The sequence below is a fragment of the Enterococcus sp. DIV1337a genome, assembly GCF_051712285.1.
Taxonomy (GTDB): Bacteria; Bacillota; Bacilli; order Lactobacillales; family Enterococcaceae; genus Enterococcus; species Enterococcus faecalis.
The window spans coordinates 2,453,736-2,475,344 of sequence record NZ_JBIOOP010000001.1 but is presented as its reverse complement, the minus strand read 5'-3'; the positions used below and the strand labels follow the sequence as shown (position 1 = coordinate 2,475,344).

Below are 21,609 nucleotides of genomic sequence, written 5' to 3'. Positions count from 1 at the left end.
CAATTGCTTGGTGAAGAAGGTCTTGTTCAGCAAGTTCTTTGTTCCCACCGCTTATCAGTTTTTGAGCCTGAGACGAAAATCCAAAGTGATTTTTGTCTCAGGCTCACTTTTTTTGTTTTAAAGTCAAGCACGTTCTATGGAGTTTACTTTCCGCCTGCTTCAATCTTTCGCTGTTATATTAGTTTAAAGGATCTTTGACGTGTTTATTCAACCATTCTGCTAAAGATTCATCATTATTAAATTTAAACTTTTCTAGTGTGTCTTTATTTTTGAAAAGGATTAATGTAGGTATATAACTTATTTTATATTGCGCACAAATTTTTTGTGTGTTCAAATTATTTTCATAGTCCTCGGTATCTAGGTAATAGACATCAGAACGATACTTTAGTAACTTGTTGATTTCAACTTTGGATTCTTGGCAATATTTGCAACTAGCTCTTCCTACATATAATAAAGAACCTTTTGGTAACTGTTTGTTCAATAAATGGTCTGGTTCTACTGGATTGAATTGGCTAACGACTTGTTCATAGGATAGTTGGTCATTTACTAAAGAATCCTGGGGCTTACAGGATGCGAGAAAGGCACCAAAGACAATAAGCAGTAAAATTTTTTTGATGTTCATAGAAATCACCTCTTTCTAAAACACTATATTATTTATTTGTTTAATAATCAAATGATATTTAAAAGTGCACGTTTTTTATATATAAAGAGTTTAGGTAGTTGTAAACTTCTTTTATATATTGTTTTATTCAGCTTTTTGGATAATTTATTTTTTATATTTTTGAAAATAATATTATTTGAAATATAAAAAAGAGTGTGTTATGTTCTTTGTGGGTAAACGTTTACCAATTTTGAAGGGAGGAATATTTATGAAAATTAGTTTGTTAAAAAGTACACTAGCTTTTGTGGCGGTTGCAATCGGGTTTATGGGAGGAGCAGCTATCTCTGACGCTCATGGGTATGTAAGTACACCTAAGAGTAGAGCGTATCAGTGTAATTTAGGAAACAACAGTGCATGTGGAGCTGTGACAGTTGAACCTCAAAGTGTCGAAGGCGTTAAAGGTTTCCCTTGGAATGGGCCAGATGATGGCAAGATTGCCAGTGGTGGCGGAAAATTTGCTGAATTAGATGAACAGACTTTTGACAGATGGGCCAAAGAACCTATAAAAGCAGGCCCCAATCATTTTAAGTGGACCATTACAATGAATCATGCAACAGCGGGATATCAATATTTTATTACCAAAGAACATTGGAATCCTGATAAACCGTTAACAAGAGATCAATTTGAATTGACTCCATTTGCTAATGTAGCGACTTCTGATGAAATAATCAATGTTCCTGAAAGAAAAGGTTATCAAGTGATTCTAGCTGTTTGGAATATTGGTGATGGCAATAATGCCTTTTATCAAGCGATTGATGTTGATTTTGGTGGGGAAAATGAAGTGGATACGGAACCGCCAACCACGCCTCGAAACTTGTTGGTTTCCAACATTACGAACAATAGCGCTGCTTTGACGTGGGATCCGTCTACAGATAACTATGGTGTTTCTCGTTATGATATTTATGCTAATGGAAAACTATTCATGTCCACATTGGATCATCAGCCAAAAGCTTTATTAAGCGGCTTAACGGCAGATACAGAATACGACTTAACGGTTCAGGCTGTTGATACAGTTGGCAACAAATCTGATATGAGTGAACCCGTTCATATTAGAACATTACCAGTAGATGGTGAACCGCCAGTCGCTCCTGCTTTACAGATTATTGGGACACCAACATTTTCAAGTGTCTACTTGGGCTGGAATAACCCTGCAGGTGCGGTTGCTTACCAAATTTTCAAAAATGATGAGTATTTAACCACCACCACCACTGTTCCTTATAACGTAACTGATTTAAACGAGAAGACAACTTATCAGTTTTATGTTAAAGCGGTAGACATGGATGGTAGAGTATCAGCTGCTAGTAACATTGTGAGTGTCACAACACCAGAGAAAGCACCTGATTGGCAAGTAGGCTACCACTATCAAGTGGGGGATGAAGTGACTTACAATAATCGTGTGTATGTATGCATGGTTGCGCATGTTTCTAACCCCGGTTGGACACCAGATAGCGCACAAACAATATGGAGAATGAAAATTTAAGTCTTAGCACAGAGTCATATTTAAAGCCATTGGCAAGTGCACTTTTTGATGAGGTTGGGATAAATGTCATTTTGACTGTTATCCCAATCCTTTTTTTGTCCAAACAAACGAAGGTATCCCAAGCACTAGTGCTTGGGATACCTTCGTTCTAGTTTTATAACTGACTAATTTGTTGTAAAACGTCCTAAGTAATCCACGTTGAAATCAAAGTTAATTCCAGGAACGAAATCAAAAGAGCCTTGACTACTCCATTGCCAAGCAGCTGTGTCTGTGTGTAGTAAGTTATTAGCACTTGGATTTGCCGGCCATTCTGCTACCCAACTATTTTCTTTACCTAAAACGTCATATTCCATCCAATTATTATTGAACCAACTAGCGCTAGAATAATGGACAACATTTTTGAAGCCACGTTTTGCTAATTGATCTCTAAAGTAAACAGAAACTTTTGTGGCATCCGCGTTAATCATTGGCGTGGTTTCTGCGTCATTAACCATGACGCTATTTGGGGATAGCCCTAATTCTTCTGCGTAATCCGCATAGTAATTGGCTTGATCAATTGCTTCTTGTTGATTTTCAAACCAAGAAAAATGATACGTTGAAACAGTTAGACCTGCTTTTTTAGCATTGGTAATTTGACTAGGGGCTAACGGGTTTTTGTAGGTTGTTCCTTCAGTTAATTTGACTACTACGCCTTTAATTCCCATGTTTTTCATCTTTTGAAATTGTTCTACAGAAATCTCTCCATTGTGAGAGGAAATATCGATAAAATCCACTCTCGGAGGTGTTTCACTGAGACTACGTTTACTTCTTAGTAAGGGGTGATTGACAGGGTCATTTTGAGCAAAACTTCCTAATTCATAGTTACTCGTCACAATATTTTTTGCTTCTGCTGGAACACTCGTTATAAGACCTCCAAAAGTTAGTCCTATTCCTAAAATAAATAACTTAGCTGAACGTTTCATTTAACCATTCCCTTCTTTTTCTGTTGTATACTAGGTACATTAACAGGATAGATCATTAATGAAAAATAATAAATGTTTTTTAATACGAGTCGCATAATCTTTCTCAAAAACAACGCTGTCTTGTAAAAACGGACTTAAGAGCTGACTTTCTGTATGCATTTATCTATTTATAAAAACAGTCACCTCGGTGTTTTAAAAAGAGATGACTGTTTTTTATGAAAAAAATTTAGTTTTCTTCTGTTTGGGTAGTTGTACGAATCCCCATTTGTTCTTTAATAGCATTTTCGACACGCTCGCGTTCGCTTTCTTCGACAAGCTGATAAGATATACCTTCAATCCCTGTCACGCCATCTCCAGTATAATCGTAGCCTTTCAATTGATCGGTTTCGATCGTTTTTAGTGCCGGGGTGTATTTTTTTAGCATTGCCATCATTTGGTCAAAGGACAAGTCGGTTTCACCATGTTCGCCGATGACGTCCAGAATTTCTTGATATTTTAGCAAGCTGTTAAAAGAAAGTAGCTTGTTGGTCAATTCGATTAAAACTTCTCGTTGGCGGCGTTGACGCCCATAGTCGCCTTCAGGGTCTTCGTAACGCATGCGCGCGTATTGTAAAGCTTCCCAGCCACCTAAATGCTGTTTGCCTTTCGGATAATGAATCCCTTCAGCGTCAAAAGCAAAGGCGTTGTCAACAGTGACGCCACCCACTGCATCGCCAAGGTCCTTCATAGCATCCATATCAATTGAAAAGTAATGATTGATTGGAATATTTAGGACGTTTTCAACAGTTTTGATTTGCATATCGGCACCACCGAAAACGTGGGCCGCATTGATTTTATTGTATTCCCCATTAGTACCAGCCATCTCCACATAGTAGTCGCGCGGGATACTGGTGATGGTAGTTTTTTCTAATTGATTATTCACTGTGACCACCATTAAGGCGTTGGAGCGATAATCGGTTTTACGTTTTGAGTCATTCGCAATTCCCATAATTAAGAAACTAACAGGTTCCCCTTTGGCTAAATCGGGACTCTTCGTGGAAGATTTTCTTGGTTTATACATGGTGTTCGCCGTTTTTTGCAAATTACGATACATGCTGATACCGTAGGCCGAAACAGAAAGTGTGCCTAAAAATAACAGGGTTAAACTGAAGACTACGAATAAACTTTTTCTTTTACGAGAATGGCGGCTCCGACGTTGTGTCGGTACTTCTGCTTCCTCTGGTTCAGGTGCCGGCAAATAACGTTGCACAATTTGAAATGAAAAGTTGATCCAGCTATAACTTAGGAGCATCCCAGCGATGACATCACTAGGATAATGAACGCGTAAGATTAAGCGGCCCATCACAATTAAAACTAAATAAGTTAGTAAGAAAATTTTGATGCCTTTGGTTTTTTCAACATGGAGATAGGCCAAAATGATGAAAATCGTACAGACCAGCGCCATCGCTAACAATGAATGTCCGCTGGGAAAGCTGGCAGAGCTTCGATCAGCTAAAGCGCCTAGGTTTGGTCGAGCCCGACCCACCGCATGTTTAAAAACGCTGCCTAAAAAGCCGACAGCTAATAGATTACTGACAGCCCAAAAGGCTAGGATTTTTTCTTTTTTACGTAAAAGGTACACCATTAATAATAAGAAGAATAGTAACATTGGCCCAATCGTGGCTGTTTTTGCCAACAGATTGACCGCTGTTAAAAGCGGGGCATTTAATTGCCATTTGATGTGATAGATAGCTTCGTCCATTTGTTGAAACCAATTTGGACTAGCCGCCACTAACAAAGTGAGGAAAGTAAAACCAAGCGTTGTTAGGGCATAAAGTGGAAATTTTTTATTCGATGTTTGCATGAGAATCCCTTTCTTTTTCCCTTGAAAGAGTAGACTAAGCCAGCATCGATTGTAAATAAGCGCTTGCGACTAATTAGGACATAGCAAGCCAATCGGTTCTCATCGTCTGAGCTTTAGCACTATCCAACGTAAAGATTTCTCTTAGCTATTTTTAGAAGAGCCTTAATTCGACCATTCCTGTTTTACACATTGGTGTCTTTCGACATTTCTGCGCAATAGCCTATGTTTGGATAGGAGCCTCACCTAACAAGGTTATTTTATCTAACGCTAGAAGTATAGAATTTATGCAGAGGTTCTCACAATAAAGTTTAAGAAAATTTATTGTTTTTTAAATAAATTTAAAGGTGTGGGGAAGTGAAGCAGTTAAAAAAACAGTACTTGAGCATTCTAAAAAAAAGAGTGGGCAAGGATGTTCTCGGTTAATCGCTATAAATAGTTGGTGTTCAATAATGATAAATTAAAAAACAAACATTTTTTATAAGAGTGATATAAGTTTTTTTCAGTAAAAAAGGCGAACAGTTGCTATTGAATTACTAGTTCATTTAAAATAAATATGTCGACAATAATTGTGCACAAAGTTGATGGTCGCTATCAAAAAAGTAAAATGATGTTGTGGAGATTTTACGTTTCAGTTGATTAAGATTACATGTTTTTTGAAGGGTTTTGCTTATAAGGGAGCGATATACATGAAAAAAATGATGTTATTCATAATTGCAGTAGGCGCAACGATGATCAGTGTTTTTGCTTTAGGAGATGCACAGCAGAGTTATGCACACGGCTATGTTGATAGCCCAGTCAGTCGAGTCAAAAATGCGGAAGCAAACGGATTTGGATGGGGACCTGGTCAAGACAGCTCCCAGCCAGAAATTATCACGACACCCCAAGGAATAGAAGCGCCAACTAAATTATTAGACACGGGTCAATTAAATGGAAGGTTGCCTTCAGCTGGATTAGCAAGCTATTCCAAACTAGATGAACAAACAGCCACTCGTTGGGTAAAAAGTAATATAACAACAGGAGAGAATAATTTTAAATGGGTGATGACGGCAAAGCATAAGACCAATCGTTTTAGATACTATATGACGAAACCTGGATGGAATCCTAATGCACCATTAACGATGGACGAAATGGAACTGATTGGCGTAGTAGGGCAACCGATCGGTCAAGATTTACCTCCTGGCCAAGGATTTATGGTCAATGATACGGAAACACACAGAATAAAGATTCCTGCTGATAGGAAAGGATACCATGTTATTTATGCCGTTTGGGATATCAATGACACGATTAATTCATTTTATCAAGCGATAGATGTTAATGTTCAATAATCAGGTATCAAGATAATGCGGCTGAAACAAAAGTGCTTAGCGCCAAGAACCAAGTAGGTACTGTTCATCATCGAATCACTACGTTCTTCGTGATTCTCAACACTTGGAAGGATTAAGATACGCCGAACACTTGTGTGAGAAAGTCGATTTCGGCTTATTTCCGAAGGGGCTGCTTTTGTTCAGCTGATTATCTTCAGAAGTAGAAAGCGGGGCATCAGTCAAAACGACTGATGTCCCGCTTTCTTTTTTCTAAACTTCCCCACTTATCCTCGACGCCATTCACCAATCTGGTCCAAACTAATTTCTCCAGAAGACAACGTTTTGGCCGTGCCATCAGGCAACTGGACAATCAATTCTCCATTTCCATTAATGGTTGTCGCAACGCCGCGGAAGTCTTGCCCGTTTTGGGTAAAAGCGACGTCTTTGCCAATCACAAAGGAGCGTTGTCGGTATTCTTCTAAAAAGTCTTTCGTTGAACGTTCGTCTAAAATTTGGTAAAAATGATTCCAAATGTTGGCGACTAATTCATTTCGCGTCGCCGTCGGTTCACCATCTGGGAAAAGGGAAGTCACTTTCTGCCGGATGTCCTCAGGAAATTCGGTTTCTGTAATTGAAAAATTAATCCCCATGCCGATAATGACATTGGAAATCTGTCCTGTTTCCACATTGCTCATGGCTTCCGATAAAATTCCGCAAACTTTTTTGCCGTTTAAATAAAGATCGTTGACCCACTTAATTTCTGTCTGAACGCCTGCCAGAGCATCCATTGCTCGAGCGACCGCTACGGCCATAATCACGGTATATTGGGCGATTTCTTCAAAATTTTGGTTCGGTTGAAGCACCATGCTCATGTAAATCCCTTTACCTGGCGTAGCGAAAAACGGCCGACCGAACCTGCCCCGCGGCATTTCTTGCATGTCAGCAACAATCAAAGTATTGTCGGGCGTCTGGTCTAAAATCGCCCGCTTGGCATCGGTCATGGTAGATTCAGATGTTTCTAGGACGGTAATTGTTAAAGGTGGCGTTTGAGGCCATAACGCCAATTGAATGCCTTCTGCAGAAAGGACATCTGATTTTTCAAGGCGATACCCTTTGTTTTGCACGCTAGTAATTTGATAGCCATCTTTTTTCAATTCATTAATCGCTTTCCAAATAGCTGTGCGGGACAAGGACAGACGTTGTGCCATCTCTTCGCCCGAAAGGAATGCGGGCGTTTGTTTCATCAATAAAGTTAGGACTTGGCTTTTTGTCGACATATTTTTTCCTCCGATTCGTTATGCTTATTGTAGCGGAAAGGAAAAGGCTTGGTCAACTAGTGAAAAAATCAATCTTAGGATGGAGGAAAATGAAGTGGGCGTTTGCTATACTTGTTTTATTGAGAAGGAGTGAGGGGAATGGAAAAGCAACAATATGTTTGTGAGAAATGTGGCAACATGCACTATGTGTCGGATCAATTTCAAGCAACAGGTGGGAACTTTGCGAAAATTTTTGATGTTCAAAATAAAAAATTTATTACAATTAGCTGTACCCAATGCGGCTACACCGAACTTTATCGCAGCCAAACAAGCGGCGGCATGAATGTCCTAGACTTTTTATTAGGTGGCGGTTAGTCAAAAACGAATGCAAAGATGCATTCGTTTTTCTGTTGGTGAATAGGAAGATAGGGGAAAAGAGGTCGGGACAGAATCGTTTAGCTCCGAGAAATAAGAAGAAATTTCCGAAAATTGCTCTTTAATTTTTGGGGAATTTCGGCTTATTTCCGAAGGAGTTGGTTCTGTTCCCGCCGTTTATCAGTTTTTGAGCTTGGAACAAAAATTCAAAGTAATTTTTGTCTCAGGCTCTTTTTTCAATAGTTTTTGTAGGGAAATCACTAATAAAAGAATCCTATTCTTTTATTTTAAAAGTTTTCGGGGCTTTATGGTAGATGATTAGCAACCCGATAGCGACATATAAAATGCTAAGAATGGATACGCAAATGACATAGAAAAAACCTGTAAATTTAATGTACGTATTCATATAAGCAAAAAAGTAAAAAATCCACGTGATGACTTTATATAGCGGGTTTTTTACGGTCATATCGACCGTAAAAGGTTGAAGTAGATAGTAAATAAACAACTCGTGAAAAGAAAAGAGAAAGCTCAGGGCTACTAATAATAACAATAAGGTACCAAAAAATTGCCAACTTAAATAAAAATCATTCAGTATTTGTAACAAGAGGAATAATAGAAAAATTCCCAAAACAACCAAACTGTTATATTTAAATATTTGCCTTAATCGATAGACGAAGCCACTTAAAATAGTTCTTTGTTCTCGATAAAAAGGATAATAGAGCATGGAAGAATCACAATTGACAAACAACATTTGCACGACTTGTTTACCAAAAGAAAGAAAATACATTAATATAAATAGTAATGGTAAAAGTTGGATTGTTTCAGTTTCACTGATGTACCCACGAATGTTCGCTAGTCGCAGACCGATAAGACTGATAACCAGCAAAGTAAAGCCGATGGACAAATAGCGAATTTTTTTATTAAACACTTGACGGTAACGGCTAAACAACAGGGCGTTTAAATATTCCGTACCAACTAACTTATCCACTTGTTGATCCTTGTTCACTTGTAGCTGTTTTTGCATTTTGAGACCTTGACCAATATACTGGTCTTGCTCAGGTTTTTTAGTTGTGAGCGCATCGTAAAAGGATAACGATTGTATAATTATTTTGTCAATAAATGCCGTCTGTTTAGGGTAGGTCCACGCAGCTTTCATGCCCCAGAAAGCTAAAACTAACCAGATGGGTAAGGAAAGCCAACTGGTGTAGAGTTTGGTCAAAGGAGCCATGAGGCCAAAATAGTATAAACTAAAGAGGAGCATTAAAAATAACCCGGTAGCAATTCCGCCAATCCAACGGCGAGTAGCTTTGCTGTGATTGAACATATAGAGCCATCGACAGAAAATAAATAACCAAAAGTTACCGGCTAAATAGGAAAGTGGAAGAATTAGGGCTAGGGACAAATTGCCAGCTATTAAGCTGTACAGTAAGCCAGCCAAAAAATAAAAGCACGTATTTTTAAAAAGCGCAATAAATTTTTGACCTAAGATAAATCGATGACGTGATAAGCCAAATTCTGTATAAAAATCAATGGCGGTTTTATTAAGAGTCACTGAAAAATGATTGTAAAAGCCTAAAATGAGGACGACAAAGACAAACCATAGAAACGCACTTTGCGCCAACATCGGTTGATTAATTTGAGAAAAAAGATTGGCAGACTGACTTCCTTTAAAAAAATTCATTAGGAATATCTGAAGCAGGGCGACTGCTACAAAAATGACAATCTTCATAAAAAAAGAAGTGGAAACTTTCAGAACGGTTAGGAAAATGCCTAAAACATTTTTCAAATCATAGGCAGAGTAAACCCGTTCGCTAATCCATTTTTTTATGCCAGGTAGTTTTCGCAAAAAGTAGAGGAACCCGTTCAGCGTTTTAATTAATTTGTAATTGAAAAATTGCCAATCTTCTTTGAAGAAACTAACGAATTGGTTCATCGCTTAATGCCTCCTTGTCCAACAATAACTGTACAACTTCCTGCTCAAAATCAGGTTCATGAATGCGATTAGCTGGCAGGGCCTGTAATTTTCCATGATGCAACAATACGACTTCGTCACATAAATCCTGTGCTAATTGGAGAATATGTGTTGAAAAAATAATCACTGAGTTAGATTTCATACGAATTATCAGTTCCTTCATTTCATGAGCTGCTACTACATCAAAGGATGTTAACGGTTCGTCCAATAATAATACGGGCGGCTGGACCATCAAAGAAACCAACATTTGGACCTTATTTTGCATACCGTGTGAAAAATCTTTTAACAAACGATGGTGATCTTCACTAGCAATCCCAATAGTTAGTAAGTACTCTTCTGGCAGCTGTAAGTCATTGATTTTTTCACGGTTAATGTCTATGAAGAAACGAACAAACTCATAAGCCGTCATAAATGCTGGTAAATGGGGCGTTGTATAAACAAACCCAATTTCAGTATTATCATAGTTTAGATTCTGTCTGCCGTCCTCTTCCAAATAAATTTGACCACTGTCGAGTGAAAGATTTCGAGAAATACAGTTAAATAAAGTTGTCTTACCTGCGCCATTCCGGCCGAGTAGTCCATAAATCTTCCCTTTTTGAAATTGAAAACTAGCCCCATCGAAAATAACCTTTTCTTCAAACTTTTTTGTAATCGTTTCAATTACTAAGTTCATTTTCTCACCTCCTATTAATAATAAGTTTACTAAACCCTAACTTTTTTTGATAGCTAAAATATTAAAAAGTTGCTTATTTTAATTTTGATGGTCAAGTCCAGAAAAAAATCAGCTTATAGTTGCTAGAAACCCTTTACAAAAAAACTCCTTTTTATGAAAAAGAAAACCTTAAAGAAACCCTTGACTTTTCTAGATAAAGGTAGTAGAATCTATAGAGCAAAAACTATCTGAAAGTGACGAAGCAGGAGCGAAATATTGTCCGTTCCGGTTTTTTATAGGAAAACAAAAGTAGAAACGCCAGAAAATTTTTCGGAAGCAGGTTCTATTTTTGGTTTTTTTTTGCTTAAAAACTGCAAAAAATGCTTTTTGTTACATATATTTAATATATGTAACGTAAATGTAATTTTTCGGATCGGTGTTTTGATAGACTTATAACTAGAGGGGTGAAGAGCTTGGCTGGACACGTAGTAAAATACGGAAAGCATCGCGAACGTAGAAGTTTCGCACGTATCAGTGAAGTATTGGAATTACCAAATTTAATTGAAATCCAAACAGACTCTTATCAATGGTTTTTAGATGAGGGACTTCGTGAAATGTTTGAAGACATTTTACCAATTGACGATTTCCAAGGAAACTTATCCTTAGAATTTGTTGACTATGAATTAAAAGAACCAAAGTACACAGTAGAAGAAGCCCGCGCACATGATGCCAACTATTCTGCGCCATTACATGTAACCTTACGTTTAACCAACCGTGAAACAGGTGAAATTAAATCCCAAGAAGTCTTCTTCGGCGATTTCCCATTAATGACAGAAATGGGGACCTTCATCATCAACGGGGCAGAACGTGTTATCGTTTCCCAATTAGTTCGTTCTCCAGGTGTTTACTTCCATGGAAAAGTGGACAAAAACGGCAAAGAAGGCTTTGGCTCAACAGTCATTCCTAACCGTGGTGCATGGTTAGAAATGGAAACAGATGCGAAAGACATTTCTTATGTTCGAATTGACCGCACACGTAAAATTCCCTTAACTGTGTTAGTTCGTGCTTTAGGTTTCGGTTCAGATGATACCATCTTCGAAATTTTCGGCGACAGCGAAAGCTTACGCAACACAATTGAAAAAGATTTACACAAAAATGCAAGTGATTCTCGTACAGAAGAAGGCTTGAAAGACATTTATGAACGTCTTCGCCCAGGCGAACCAAAAACAGCAGATAGCTCACGTAGCTTGTTAACTGCTCGTTTCTTTGATCCAAAACGTTATGATTTGGCAAACGTTGGTCGCTACAAAGTTAACAAAAAATTAGACTTAAAAACACGTCTATTAAACTTAACCTTAGCTGAAACGCTAGTTGATCCAGAAACTGGTGAAATCATTGTCGAAAAAGGCACGGTTTTAACACACCAAATCATGGAAACATTAGGCGAATACATTGACAACGGCTTAAACAGCGTAACTTACTATCCAAGCGAAGATGCGGTAGTAACTGAACCAATGACGATCCAAGTGATTCAAGTTCTTTCACCAAAAGATCCTGAACGTATCGTAAATGTGATTGGTAACGGCTATCCAGACGACAGTGTCAAAACAGTTCGTCCAGCAGATATCGTTGCTTCAATGAGCTACTTCTTCAACTTAATGGAAGATATCGGCAATGTCGATGACATCGACCACTTAGGTAATCGTCGTATCCGTTCAGTGGGCGAATTATTACAAAACCAATTCCGTATTGGCTTAGCCCGTATGGAACGTGTGGTTCGTGAAAGAATGTCTATTCAAGACACAGAAACATTGACACCACAACAATTAATCAACATCCGTCCAGTGGTAGCAAGTATCAAAGAATTCTTTGGTTCTTCACAGTTATCACAGTTCATGGACCAAACAAACCCATTAGGTGAGTTAACCCATAAACGTCGTCTATCAGCCTTAGGGCCTGGTGGTTTGACTCGTGACCGTGCCGGTTATGAAGTTCGTGACGTTCACTATTCTCACTATGGTCGTATGTGTCCAATTGAAACGCCTGAGGGACCAAATATCGGGTTGATCAATAGTTTATCTAGTTACGCAAAAGTGAATAAATTTGGTTTCATCGAAACGCCTTATCGCCGTGTTGATCGTGCGACAGGCCGTGTTACTGATCAAGTAGATTACTTAACAGCAGACATCGAAGACCATTATATCGTAGCGCAAGCAAACTCAGTTTTAAATGAAGATGGCACATTTGCCAATGATGTTGTTATGGCGCGTCTACAAAGTGAAAACTTAGAAGTTGCCGTAGACAAAGTTGACTACATGGACGTTTCACCAAAACAAGTAGTCGCAGTCGCAACAGCATGTATTCCTTTCTTAGAAAACGATGACTCCAACCGTGCCTTGATGGGTGCCAACATGCAGCGTCAAGCGGTGCCGTTAATTCAACCACGCTCTCCGTGGGTAGGTACAGGTATGGAATATAAATCAGCCCATGACTCAGGTGCTGCTTTACTATGTAAACATGACGGTGTCGTAGAATTCGTCGATGCCAAAGAAATTCGCGTTCGTCGCGACAATGGCGCATTAGACAAATATATGGTTACAAAATTCCGTCGTTCAAACTCAGGAACAAGCTACAACCAACGTCCAATTGTTCACTTAGGTGAAAAAGTTGAAAAAGGCGATACTTTAGCGGATGGACCTTCTATGGAAGAAGGCGAAATGGCTTTAGGGCAAAACGTCTTAGTTGCCTTCATGACATGGGAAGGTTATAACTACGAGGATGCCATTATCATGAGTCGTCGTTTAGTTAAAGACGATGTCTACACTTCTGTGCATATTGAAGAATATGAATCAGAAGCGCGTGATACAAAATTAGGACCTGAAGAAATTACCCGCGAAATTCCAAACGTTGGGGAAGACGCATTGAAAGACTTAGACGAAATGGGGATTATCCGCATTGGTGCTGAAGTTCAAGATGGCGACTTACTAGTTGGGAAAGTCACACCTAAAGGGGTTACAGAATTATCTGCAGAAGAACGTTTATTACACGCAATCTTCGGGGAAAAAGCCCGCGAAGTTCGTGATACGTCTCTCCGTGTACCTCACGGTGGCGGCGGTATCGTTCATGATGTGAAAATCTTTACTCGTGAAGCTGGCGATGAATTATCACCAGGTGTTAACATGTTAGTTCGTGTCTATATCGTTCAAAAACGTAAAATTCACGAAGGAGATAAAATGGCGGGACGTCACGGAAATAAAGGGGTTGTTTCCCGTATTATGCCGGAAGAAGATATGCCATTCTTACCTGACGGAACACCTGTTGATATCATGTTGAACCCATTAGGGGTACCTTCTCGTATGAATATCGGACAAGTACTTGAATTACACTTAGGTATGGCTGCTCGCCAATTAGGTATTCACGTCGCAACACCTGTTTTCGATGGGGCAACCGATGAAGACGTTTGGGAAACGGTTCGTGAAGCTGGTATGGCTAGCGATGCTAAAACAGTTCTTTACGATGGACGTACAGGTGAACCATTTGATAACCGTATTTCCGTTGGTGTCATGTATATGATTAAATTAGCCCACATGGTTGATGACAAATTGCATGCTCGTTCAATCGGACCTTACTCTCTTGTTACGCAACAACCGTTGGGTGGTAAAGCTCAATTCGGTGGACAACGTTTCGGGGAAATGGAAGTTTGGGCACTGGAAGCTTACGGTGCTGCTTACACATTACAAGAAATCTTAACTTACAAATCTGATGACGTTGTCGGACGTGTGAAAACATACGAAGCCATCGTTAAAGGTGAACCAATTCCAAAACCAGGTGTGCCTGAATCATTCCGCGTATTAGTGAAAGAATTACAATCACTTGGTTTAGACATGCGTGTCTTGGACATTGAGGAAGCTGAGATTGAGTTACGCGATATGGACGATGACGATGATGATTTAATCACCGTTGACGCACTAACCAAATTTGCGGAACAACAATCAGCGAAACAGCTGGAAAAAGAAGCAGAATCAGTCGTGAAAGAAGAAGCGCAAGACGTTGTTCAAGAAATTGAAACAGCCGAAGACAGAGACTAATTTGTCGCTACCACTCTGATGAGTTGATTCAACTGCGACTTTGTTGCAACTGCGCAAGCCATTACTTGTTCCAAGTGTCGTTAGACCTTCTTTCAAGGGATGCTTGCCATTTGCTAACAAGTTGCTGACTCAGCTTCTCTAAATAAGGAAATGGAGGGAATTCCTTTTGATCGATGTAAATAAATTCGAAAGTATGCAAATAGGGCTTGCTTCACCAGAAAAAATCAGAAGCTGGTCTTATGGGGAAGTTAAAAAACCCGAAACAATTAACTACCGTACATTAAAACCCGAACGTGAAGGGTTATTCTGTGAACGCATTTTTGGTCCAACCAAAGACTGGGAATGTGCTTGTGGTAAATATAAACGTATCCGTTATAAAGGTATTGTCTGTGACCGTTGTGGCGTTGAAGTCACTCGTTCAAAAGTACGTCGTGAACGTATGGGACATATTGAATTAGCCGCACCAGTTTCACATATCTGGTACTTTAAAGGAATTCCATCTCGGATGGGTCTTGTTTTAGACATGAGCCCTCGTGCATTGGAAGAAGTCATTTATTTTGCTTCATACGTTGTCATCGAACCAGGTGACACAACCTTAGAGAAAAAACAATTGTTAACGGAACGCGAATATCGTGAAAAACGTGAACAATATGGCCAAGCCTTCAAAGCTGCTATGGGTGCCGAAGCCGTGAAACAATTATTAGATAACGTCGATTTAGATGGCGAAGTTGCGCAATTAAAAGAAGAATTGAAAACAGCTTCTGGTCAAAAACGGACACGTGCCATCCGTCGTTTAGACATCTTAGAAGCATTCCGTGCTTCTGGTAACCAACCAAGCTGGATGGTAATGGATGTTATCCCAGTTATTCCACCAGATTTACGTCCGATGGTTCAATTGGAAGGTGGTCGTTTTGCAACAAGTGACTTAAACGACTTATACCGCCGTGTGATCAACCGTAACAACCGTCTAAAACGTTTATTAGACTTAAATGCGCCAAGCATCATCGTTCAAAACGAAAAACGGATGTTACAAGAAGCGGTCGATGCTTTAATCGATAATGGTCGTCGTGGCCGTCCAGTTACTGGACCAGGTAACCGTCCATTGAAATCTCTTTCTCACATGTTGAAAGGGAAACAAGGTCGTTTCCGTCAAAACTTACTAGGTAAACGTGTTGACTATTCTGGTCGTTCCGTAATCGTCGTTGGTCCGTTCTTAAAAATGTACCAATGTGGTTTACCAAAAGAAATGGCGATTGAATTATTCAAACCATTTGTAATGCGTGAATTAGTACAACGTGAAATTGCGACAAACATTAAAAATGCGAAACGTAAAATCGAACGTGGCGAAGATGAAGTTTGGGATATCTTAGAAGAAGTTATCCAAGAACACCCAGTTTTACTTAACCGGGCACCTACGTTGCATAGATTAGGGATCCAAGCTTTCGAACCTGTTCTTGTTGAAGGTCGTGCGATTCGTCTTCACCCATTAGTATGTGAAGCCTACAATGCCGATTTCGATGGAGACCAAATGGCGGTTCACGTGCCTCTAAACGAAGAAGCACAAGCCGAAGCGCGTATGTTAATGCTTGCTGCCCAAAATATCTTGAACCCGAAAGATGGTAAACCAGTTGTTACACCATCTCAAGATATGGTCTTAGGTAACTACTACCTAACAATGGAAGAAGAAGGCCGTGAAGGGGAAGGCATGATCTTCCGCGACATGAACGAAGCTGTTTTAGCATGGCAAAATGGCTACGTGCATTTACACTCACGGATTGGGGTTCAAACAACACTTTTAGGTGACAAACCATTTACTGATTGGCAAAAAGAACGAATCTTAATCACCACAGTTGGTAAGATCATCTTTAACGAAATCATGCCTGTTGAGTTCCCTTACTTGAACGAACCAACAGACTATAACTTAACTGTTCAAACACCAGATAAATACTTCGTAGAAGCTGGTACAGACATTCCTGCACACATTAAAGAGCAAGAATTAGTTTTACCATTCAAGAAGAAAAATCTTGGAAATATCATTGCTGAAGTCTTCAAGAGATTCCACATTACGGAAACCTCTAAAATGCTTGACCGCATGAAAGACTTAGGTTACAAACACTCAACGTATGCTGGGATGACGGTAGGGATTGCCGATATCATGGTTCTTCATGAAAAACAAGCAATCATTGATGCTGCCCACAAACAAGTTGAAACAATTACCAAACAATTCCGTCGTGGTTTAATTACTGATGACGAACGTTATGAACGTGTAATCGGCGTTTGGAACGGTGCCAAAGACGAAATCCAACAAAAACTGATCGAAAGTATGGAAGCTCGTAACCCAATCTTCATGATGTCTGACTCTGGCGCCCGTGGTAACATCTCCAACTTTACACAGTTAGCTGGTATGCGTGGTTTGATGGCCGCTCCGAATGGACGAATCATGGAATTACCAATCATCTCAAACTTCCGTGAAGGACTTTCTGTCTTAGAAATGTTTATCTCAACTCACGGGGCTCGTAAAGGGATGACCGATACGGCCTTGAAGACAGCCGATTCAGGTTACTTAACACGTCGTTTAGTTGACGTTGCCCAAGACGTAATCATTCGTGAAGACGACTGTGGCACTGACCGTGGTCTTGAAATCGAAGCCATTCGTGAAGGTAACGAAATTATCGAACCATTAGACGAACGTCTATTAGGTCGTTATACACGTAAATCAGTTGTTCATCCAGAAACTGGTGCAATCATCATTGGTGCGGATCAATTAATCACTGAAGATCTTGCCAGAGAAATCGTGGACGCTGGTATTGAAAAAGTAACCATCCGTTCTGTCTTTACATGTAACACAAAACATGGTGTATGTAAGCACTGTTACGGACGTAACTTGGCAACTGGTTCTGACGTTGAAGTCGGAGAAGCAGTTGGTACAATCGCCGCTCAATCAATCGGGGAACCTGGTACACAGTTAACCATGCGTACGTTCCATACCGGTGGGGTTGCCGGTGACGATATCACTCAAGGTTTACCTCGTATCCAAGAAATCTTTGAAGCACGTAATCCGAAAGGGCAAGCAGTGATTACAGAAGTAACCGGTGAAGTTATCGATATTTCTGAAGATCCTGCCACACGTCAAAAAGAAGTAACCATCAAAGGAAAAACAGATACACGTACCTATACTGTCCCTTACACTGCACGTATGAAAGTTGCTGAAGGCGACATCATCCACCGTGGTGCACCGTTGACAGAAGGTTCAATTGATCCAAAACAATTATTACAAGTTCGTGATGTTTTATCTGTTGAAAACTACCTATTACGTGAAGTACAACGTGTTTACCGTATGCAAGGGGTAGAAATTGGCGACAAACATATCGAAGTAATGGTTCGTCAAATGTTACGTAAAATCCGCGTAATGGATCCAGGTGACACTGAAATCCTTCCAGGAACATTAATGGACATCGCAGAATTTAAAGACCGTAACTACGACACATTAGTTGCTGGTGGCGTCCCTGCTACTAGTCGTCCAGTCTTACTTGGTATTACCAAAGCGTCATTGGAAACAAACAGCTTCTTATCTGCTGCATCCTTCCAAGAAACAACACGCGTATTAACAGATGCTGCTATCCGTGGCAAAAAAGATCCATTACTTGGATTGAAAGAAAATGTTATCATTGGTAAAATCATCCCAGCTGGTACTGGTATGGCTCGTTACCGTAACATGGAACCAAAAGAAGTTGGCGTAGCTAGCGAAAACGTTTATAGTATTTCAGACATTGAAGCACAAATGGCTGCTGAAGATGCGTTGAAAAACATCAATAAATAAACCCTAAAAAGCCGCAAGGAGCATGCTCCTTGCGGCTTTTTTATTTGCTATAACCAACTGATTGTGAGTAAGCCCAAACTTAAAAAGGGGACAAAGGGAAGTTTCTGTTCAACTGGATATCCCAAAAGTTTACAACTGTAGCCATAGATTAGGCCATAACTACTGGCAAAAAATAGTAGCATCAGCAACTGAGGTACCTGTAAAAAACAGCCCCACAAACCCAGTAACAAAAGATCCCCTCGCCCCATGGCTTCTGGAAAATAGTGTAGGACGGCTCGGAAAAAACAAAAACAAAAAATGCCAGTCAGTAAGTAAAACGAATGCTGACCCGCCACTTTCAGTAAGCAAAGTACAAGAAAACTAGGATAAAGAATCTTCGGCTCGACTACTAAATACCAATAATCAATCAAAGCTAATGTAAAAGCGCTCGTCAGCCACCACCAGATAATCAAAGCATCAATCGTCAGGCCAGCTGAAAAACAGCTTGCGGTTAAGCCGCCCACGACAAGTTCTGCTAAAAGATAACTCTTAGCTACTGGCTGCTGACACTTTCGACAACGAAAGCGCTGCAGCAAAATCGAAACAACTGGAATTAATTCATAGATTTGTAAAGACTGGTGGCAGCCTTGGCAGTGGGAAGGGGGCCACCACAAAGAACGCCCTACTGGTAAGCGCTCCGCCACCAAGCATAAAAAAGAACCGAAACAGGCACCAATCAAAAAGAGACTCAAGAAAAACATAGACTACCTCCTTAAAAATAAACTACGCTTTTTTTTAAAATTTTTCGTTTAACTAGACAAATCTTTTTTTGTTAGGAATAATAAAAGAAACAAGAAATGAGGGAATCAAATGGAAAAATTAGCGATTGGTGTCGACGTTGGCACCACGCAAGCCAAAGCAGTGGCTTTTCAACCCAATGGCACAGTCGTAGCTTCTAGCTATGTGCGTTATCCATTAATTCAAGAGGCTGAAGGAATGGCGGAGCAAGACCCAGAGACGCTGTTCCAAGCTGTGGTGAACTGTATTCGAACCGTCACACAACAAGTGAAGAATCAACCAATTGGGCTCATTTCTTTTGCTTCAGCGATGCATGGCTTAATTGTCATGGATGCGCAAGGGCGCCCGTTGACCCAAGTGATTACTTGGGCCGACACACGAGCGGCTGATTATGCGGCAGCGTTAAAAGAAACGCCAGCGGCCCAATTATTTTATCAATTGACAGGCATGCCAATTCATCCAATGGCACCTTTGTACAAGATTCGCTGGCTGCAGGAAAATCAGCCAGCCATTGCGCAGAGCGCGGCCAAGTTTATTGGGATTAAGGACTACATTTTTTACCGTTTCTTTGGCGAATACTGGACAGATTATAGTAGTGCTTCGGGGATGGGTTTATTTAATATTCACACGCGACAATGGGAATCGTCGATTTTAGCGTATTTATCTATTGAGGAGGAACAGTTGCCAAAAGTTGCCCCGTCAACGTTCATTTTTCCAGCGTTAGCGCCTTCTTGGCAAGAGATGCTTGGTGTTGAAGAAGAAACGGTTTTAGTTCTTGGTGGCGCGGATGGCCCGTTGTCTAATTTAGGTTTGGGAGCGCTAGGAACGGGTGTAGCGACTTTGACCGTTGGTACGAGTGGTGCACTTCGGTATATTGTCGAAGAACCTTTTTTGCATCCACAAGGTGAAACGTTTTGTTTTGCTCTAGATGAACAGCACTGGGTGATTGGTGGCGCAAGTAGTAATGGTGCAGTTGCGTTAGATTGGGCGAGCCAAACGATTTTTGCAGAAGAACGTCAGCAAGCTATTCAAAACGGGACCAATCTTTATGACCCAATTATGGCCAAAATTGCAACCGTGCCAGCTGGGGCAAATGGCTTACTGTTTCATCCTTATTTGCTAGGTGAACGAGCACCGCTGTGGAATGCAGAGGCGAGCGCAAGTTTTATTGGCTTGCGCAAAAATCACCATGCCGGACATTTAGCTCGAGCGGTGGTGGAAGGAATCTGTTTCAATTTAAAAACCATTTTAGAGGATTTGAAACAACTCGGTGGACCCGTTCAGGAGATTCGAGCGACAGGCGGTTTTGCTGATTCCCCTGTGTTCCGTCAAATCATGGCTGATGTGCTGGGAGAAACGTTATCGTTCACTGATAGCACCGAAGCTTCGGCATTAGGCGCTGTTTTGCTAGGCTGGCAAGGCTTAGGGCAGTTACCAAATTTACAAGCAGCGGCGCAACAGGTATTGATTCATGAAACGGTCACGCCACGAGCAGATCAATTGCTAGTTTATCAAGAGCTGTATCCTGTTTTTCAAGAAACCCAACAAGTTTTAGCACAAAGTTATCAAAAATTAGCAGAATTCCGAAAATAATTGATAGTAAATAGCTTTGACAAATGGCTGAGAAGTTGCTTAACTAGAAGAGAGATGAAGACTTGAGGAAATGAGGATGAGGAATGAAGAAACAGCTACTACCACTATTTCTGTTATTCATTGGGGCATTAGCAAGTTGCAGTTCGCCGTCTCGTTCCGGCGAAAAAGCAGCGCAACAGTTGGTAGATTACTTTATTTATCAAGAAAAGACAGCGACATTCTCTCAAACTTTTCGTGAACCGAAAGTCTTGGCGGAGCATTTGCAGACGAGCCGTCAACAGTTCCAGAAGCAGTTTTTCAATAGCTTAAAAGAAATGAACGCTGAAGTCACCGAGACCGAAGCCCAGAAACTTAGCGCAGAATTACTGGCTCAAGTAAAGAAAAAAGCCTCATATCAACTAGTAGCCACGAAAGAATTGAATGGACAAGCGACAATCACTTTTCAGATTAAGGGCTTAGATTTTGTGACGGCGATTGAAGACACCACCACTGCTCTTCTTCAGCAAACGCAACAGGCGACACAAGCGCTAGACATGCAGCACACGTTAGCCGTTTTAAAAAAAGAAATCCAACAAATCAATGTCAGCCATGAGCCAGTTGAACTGCCATTAACGGTTAAGCAAGTAGAAGGACAATGGTACTTGCCGGCGGCGGAGCAACTGAGACTGAATCAGTTTTTTTTAGCTTTCGTCACAGGAAAAGAAGATGCTGACGAGTTGACAGAGGCGCTCGATACGATCCTTACTCAAGCGGAACAAAAAGTTGTCGCTGAGGATGAAGGAACAGTCATTTCAGGAAATTAATGAGATTCTTAATTGTAATTATT

General features: G+C 40.3%; 14 protein-coding genes and 1 riboswitch. Of the genes, 7 read left to right on the top strand and 7 right to left on the bottom strand.

Annotated features, from left to right (window positions below):
• Positions 1 to 178 precede the first annotated feature (178 nt).
• Complete coding sequence (locus IGL49_RS11720) at positions 179 to 622, bottom strand: thioredoxin family protein (RefSeq protein ID WP_104854365.1); 444 nt, start codon at positions 620 to 622, stop codon at positions 179 to 181.
• 247 nt (positions 623 to 869) lie between these two features.
• Here IGL49_RS11720 and IGL49_RS11715 point away from each other — a divergent pair, with 247 nt between their 5' ends.
• On the top strand, positions 870 to 2,141 hold the full coding sequence (locus IGL49_RS11715) for a lytic polysaccharide monooxygenase (RefSeq protein ID WP_174128030.1): 1,272 nt from the start codon (positions 870 to 872) through the stop codon (positions 2,139 to 2,141).
• A gap of 164 nt (positions 2,142 to 2,305) precedes the next feature.
• Here IGL49_RS11715 and IGL49_RS11710 read toward each other — a convergent pair whose 3' ends face one another.
• Both IGL49_RS11710 and IGL49_RS11705 read right to left on the bottom strand, forming a co-directional pair.
• Complete coding sequence (locus IGL49_RS11710) at positions 2,306 to 3,103, bottom strand: GH25 family lysozyme (RefSeq protein ID WP_104854367.1); 798 nt, start codon at positions 3,101 to 3,103, stop codon at positions 2,306 to 2,308.
• A gap of 226 nt (positions 3,104 to 3,329) precedes the next feature.
• Entirely contained in the window at positions 3,330 to 4,946 is a 1,617-nt protein-coding gene (locus IGL49_RS11705) for a phosphatase PAP2/LCP family protein (protein WP_104854368.1), read from the bottom strand.
• Positions 4,947 to 5,037: 91 nt separating this feature from the next.
• A riboswitch (M-box (ykoK) riboswitch) is annotated at positions 5,038 to 5,204 on the bottom strand.
• Between the two features lie 428 nt (positions 5,205 to 5,632).
• Between IGL49_RS11705 and IGL49_RS11700 the strand changes: the two genes are divergently transcribed.
• Complete coding sequence (locus tag IGL49_RS11700) at positions 5,633 to 6,271, top strand: lytic polysaccharide monooxygenase (RefSeq protein ID WP_104854369.1); 639 nt, start codon at positions 5,633 to 5,635, stop codon at positions 6,269 to 6,271.
• A 263-nt stretch (positions 6,272 to 6,534) separates the two neighbouring features.
• Here IGL49_RS11700 and IGL49_RS11695 read toward each other — a convergent pair whose 3' ends face one another.
• Positions 6,535 to 7,527 (bottom strand): biotin--[acetyl-CoA-carboxylase] ligase, encoded by a 993-nt coding sequence (locus IGL49_RS11695; RefSeq protein WP_002378862.1) that lies wholly within the window; start codon positions 7,525 to 7,527, stop codon positions 6,535 to 6,537.
• 138 nt (positions 7,528 to 7,665) lie between these two features.
• On the opposite strand from IGL49_RS11695, the gene IGL49_RS11690 reads away from it, so the two are divergent.
• Entirely contained in the window at positions 7,666 to 7,881 is a 216-nt protein-coding gene (locus IGL49_RS11690; protein ID WP_002354768.1) for a zinc ribbon domain-containing protein, read from the top strand.
• 274 nt (positions 7,882 to 8,155) lie between these two features.
• On the opposite strand, the gene IGL49_RS11685 is transcribed toward IGL49_RS11690, so the two are convergent.
• The gene (locus tag IGL49_RS11685; protein ID WP_104854371.1) at positions 8,156 to 9,814 is read right to left on the bottom strand and encodes a hypothetical protein; all 1,659 of its coding nucleotides are present in this window, start codon (positions 9,812 to 9,814) and stop codon (positions 8,156 to 8,158) included.
• On the bottom strand, positions 9,798 to 10,526 hold the full coding sequence (locus IGL49_RS11680; protein ID WP_104854372.1) for an ABC transporter ATP-binding protein: 729 nt from the start codon (positions 10,524 to 10,526) through the stop codon (positions 9,798 to 9,800). Before IGL49_RS11680 ends, IGL49_RS11685 begins: the two co-directional genes overlap by 17 nt.
• Before the next feature lie 452 nt (positions 10,527 to 10,978).
• On the opposite strand from IGL49_RS11680, the gene rpoB reads away from it, so the two are divergent.
• Positions 10,979 to 14,593 carry a DNA-directed RNA polymerase subunit beta gene (gene rpoB, locus IGL49_RS11675; protein WP_010712913.1) on the top strand — a complete coding sequence of 1,205 codons (3,615 nt, stop codon included), beginning with the start codon at positions 10,979 to 10,981 and terminating at the stop codon, positions 14,591 to 14,593.
• Positions 14,594 to 14,759: 166 nt separating this feature from the next.
• Complete coding sequence (rpoC, locus tag IGL49_RS11670) at positions 14,760 to 18,413, top strand: DNA-directed RNA polymerase subunit beta' (RefSeq protein ID WP_104854374.1); 3,654 nt, start codon at positions 14,760 to 14,762, stop codon at positions 18,411 to 18,413.
• 47 nt (positions 18,414 to 18,460) lie between these two features.
• Here rpoC and IGL49_RS11665 read toward each other — a convergent pair whose 3' ends face one another.
• Positions 18,461 to 19,153 (bottom strand): prepilin peptidase, encoded by a 693-nt coding sequence (locus tag IGL49_RS11665; protein WP_104854375.1) that lies wholly within the window; start codon positions 19,151 to 19,153, stop codon positions 18,461 to 18,463.
• A gap of 109 nt (positions 19,154 to 19,262) precedes the next feature.
• Here IGL49_RS11665 and IGL49_RS11660 point away from each other — a divergent pair, with 109 nt between their 5' ends.
• Positions 19,263 to 20,783, top strand: a complete 1,521-nt coding sequence (locus IGL49_RS11660) for a gluconokinase (RefSeq protein ID WP_104854376.1) — start codon at positions 19,263 to 19,265, stop codon at positions 20,781 to 20,783.
• Positions 20,784 to 20,866: 83 nt separating this feature from the next.
• Complete coding sequence (locus IGL49_RS11655; RefSeq protein WP_104854377.1) at positions 20,867 to 21,586, top strand: DUF5105 domain-containing protein; 720 nt, start codon at positions 20,867 to 20,869, stop codon at positions 21,584 to 21,586.
• The last annotated feature ends 23 nt before the right edge of the window (positions 21,587 to 21,609 follow it).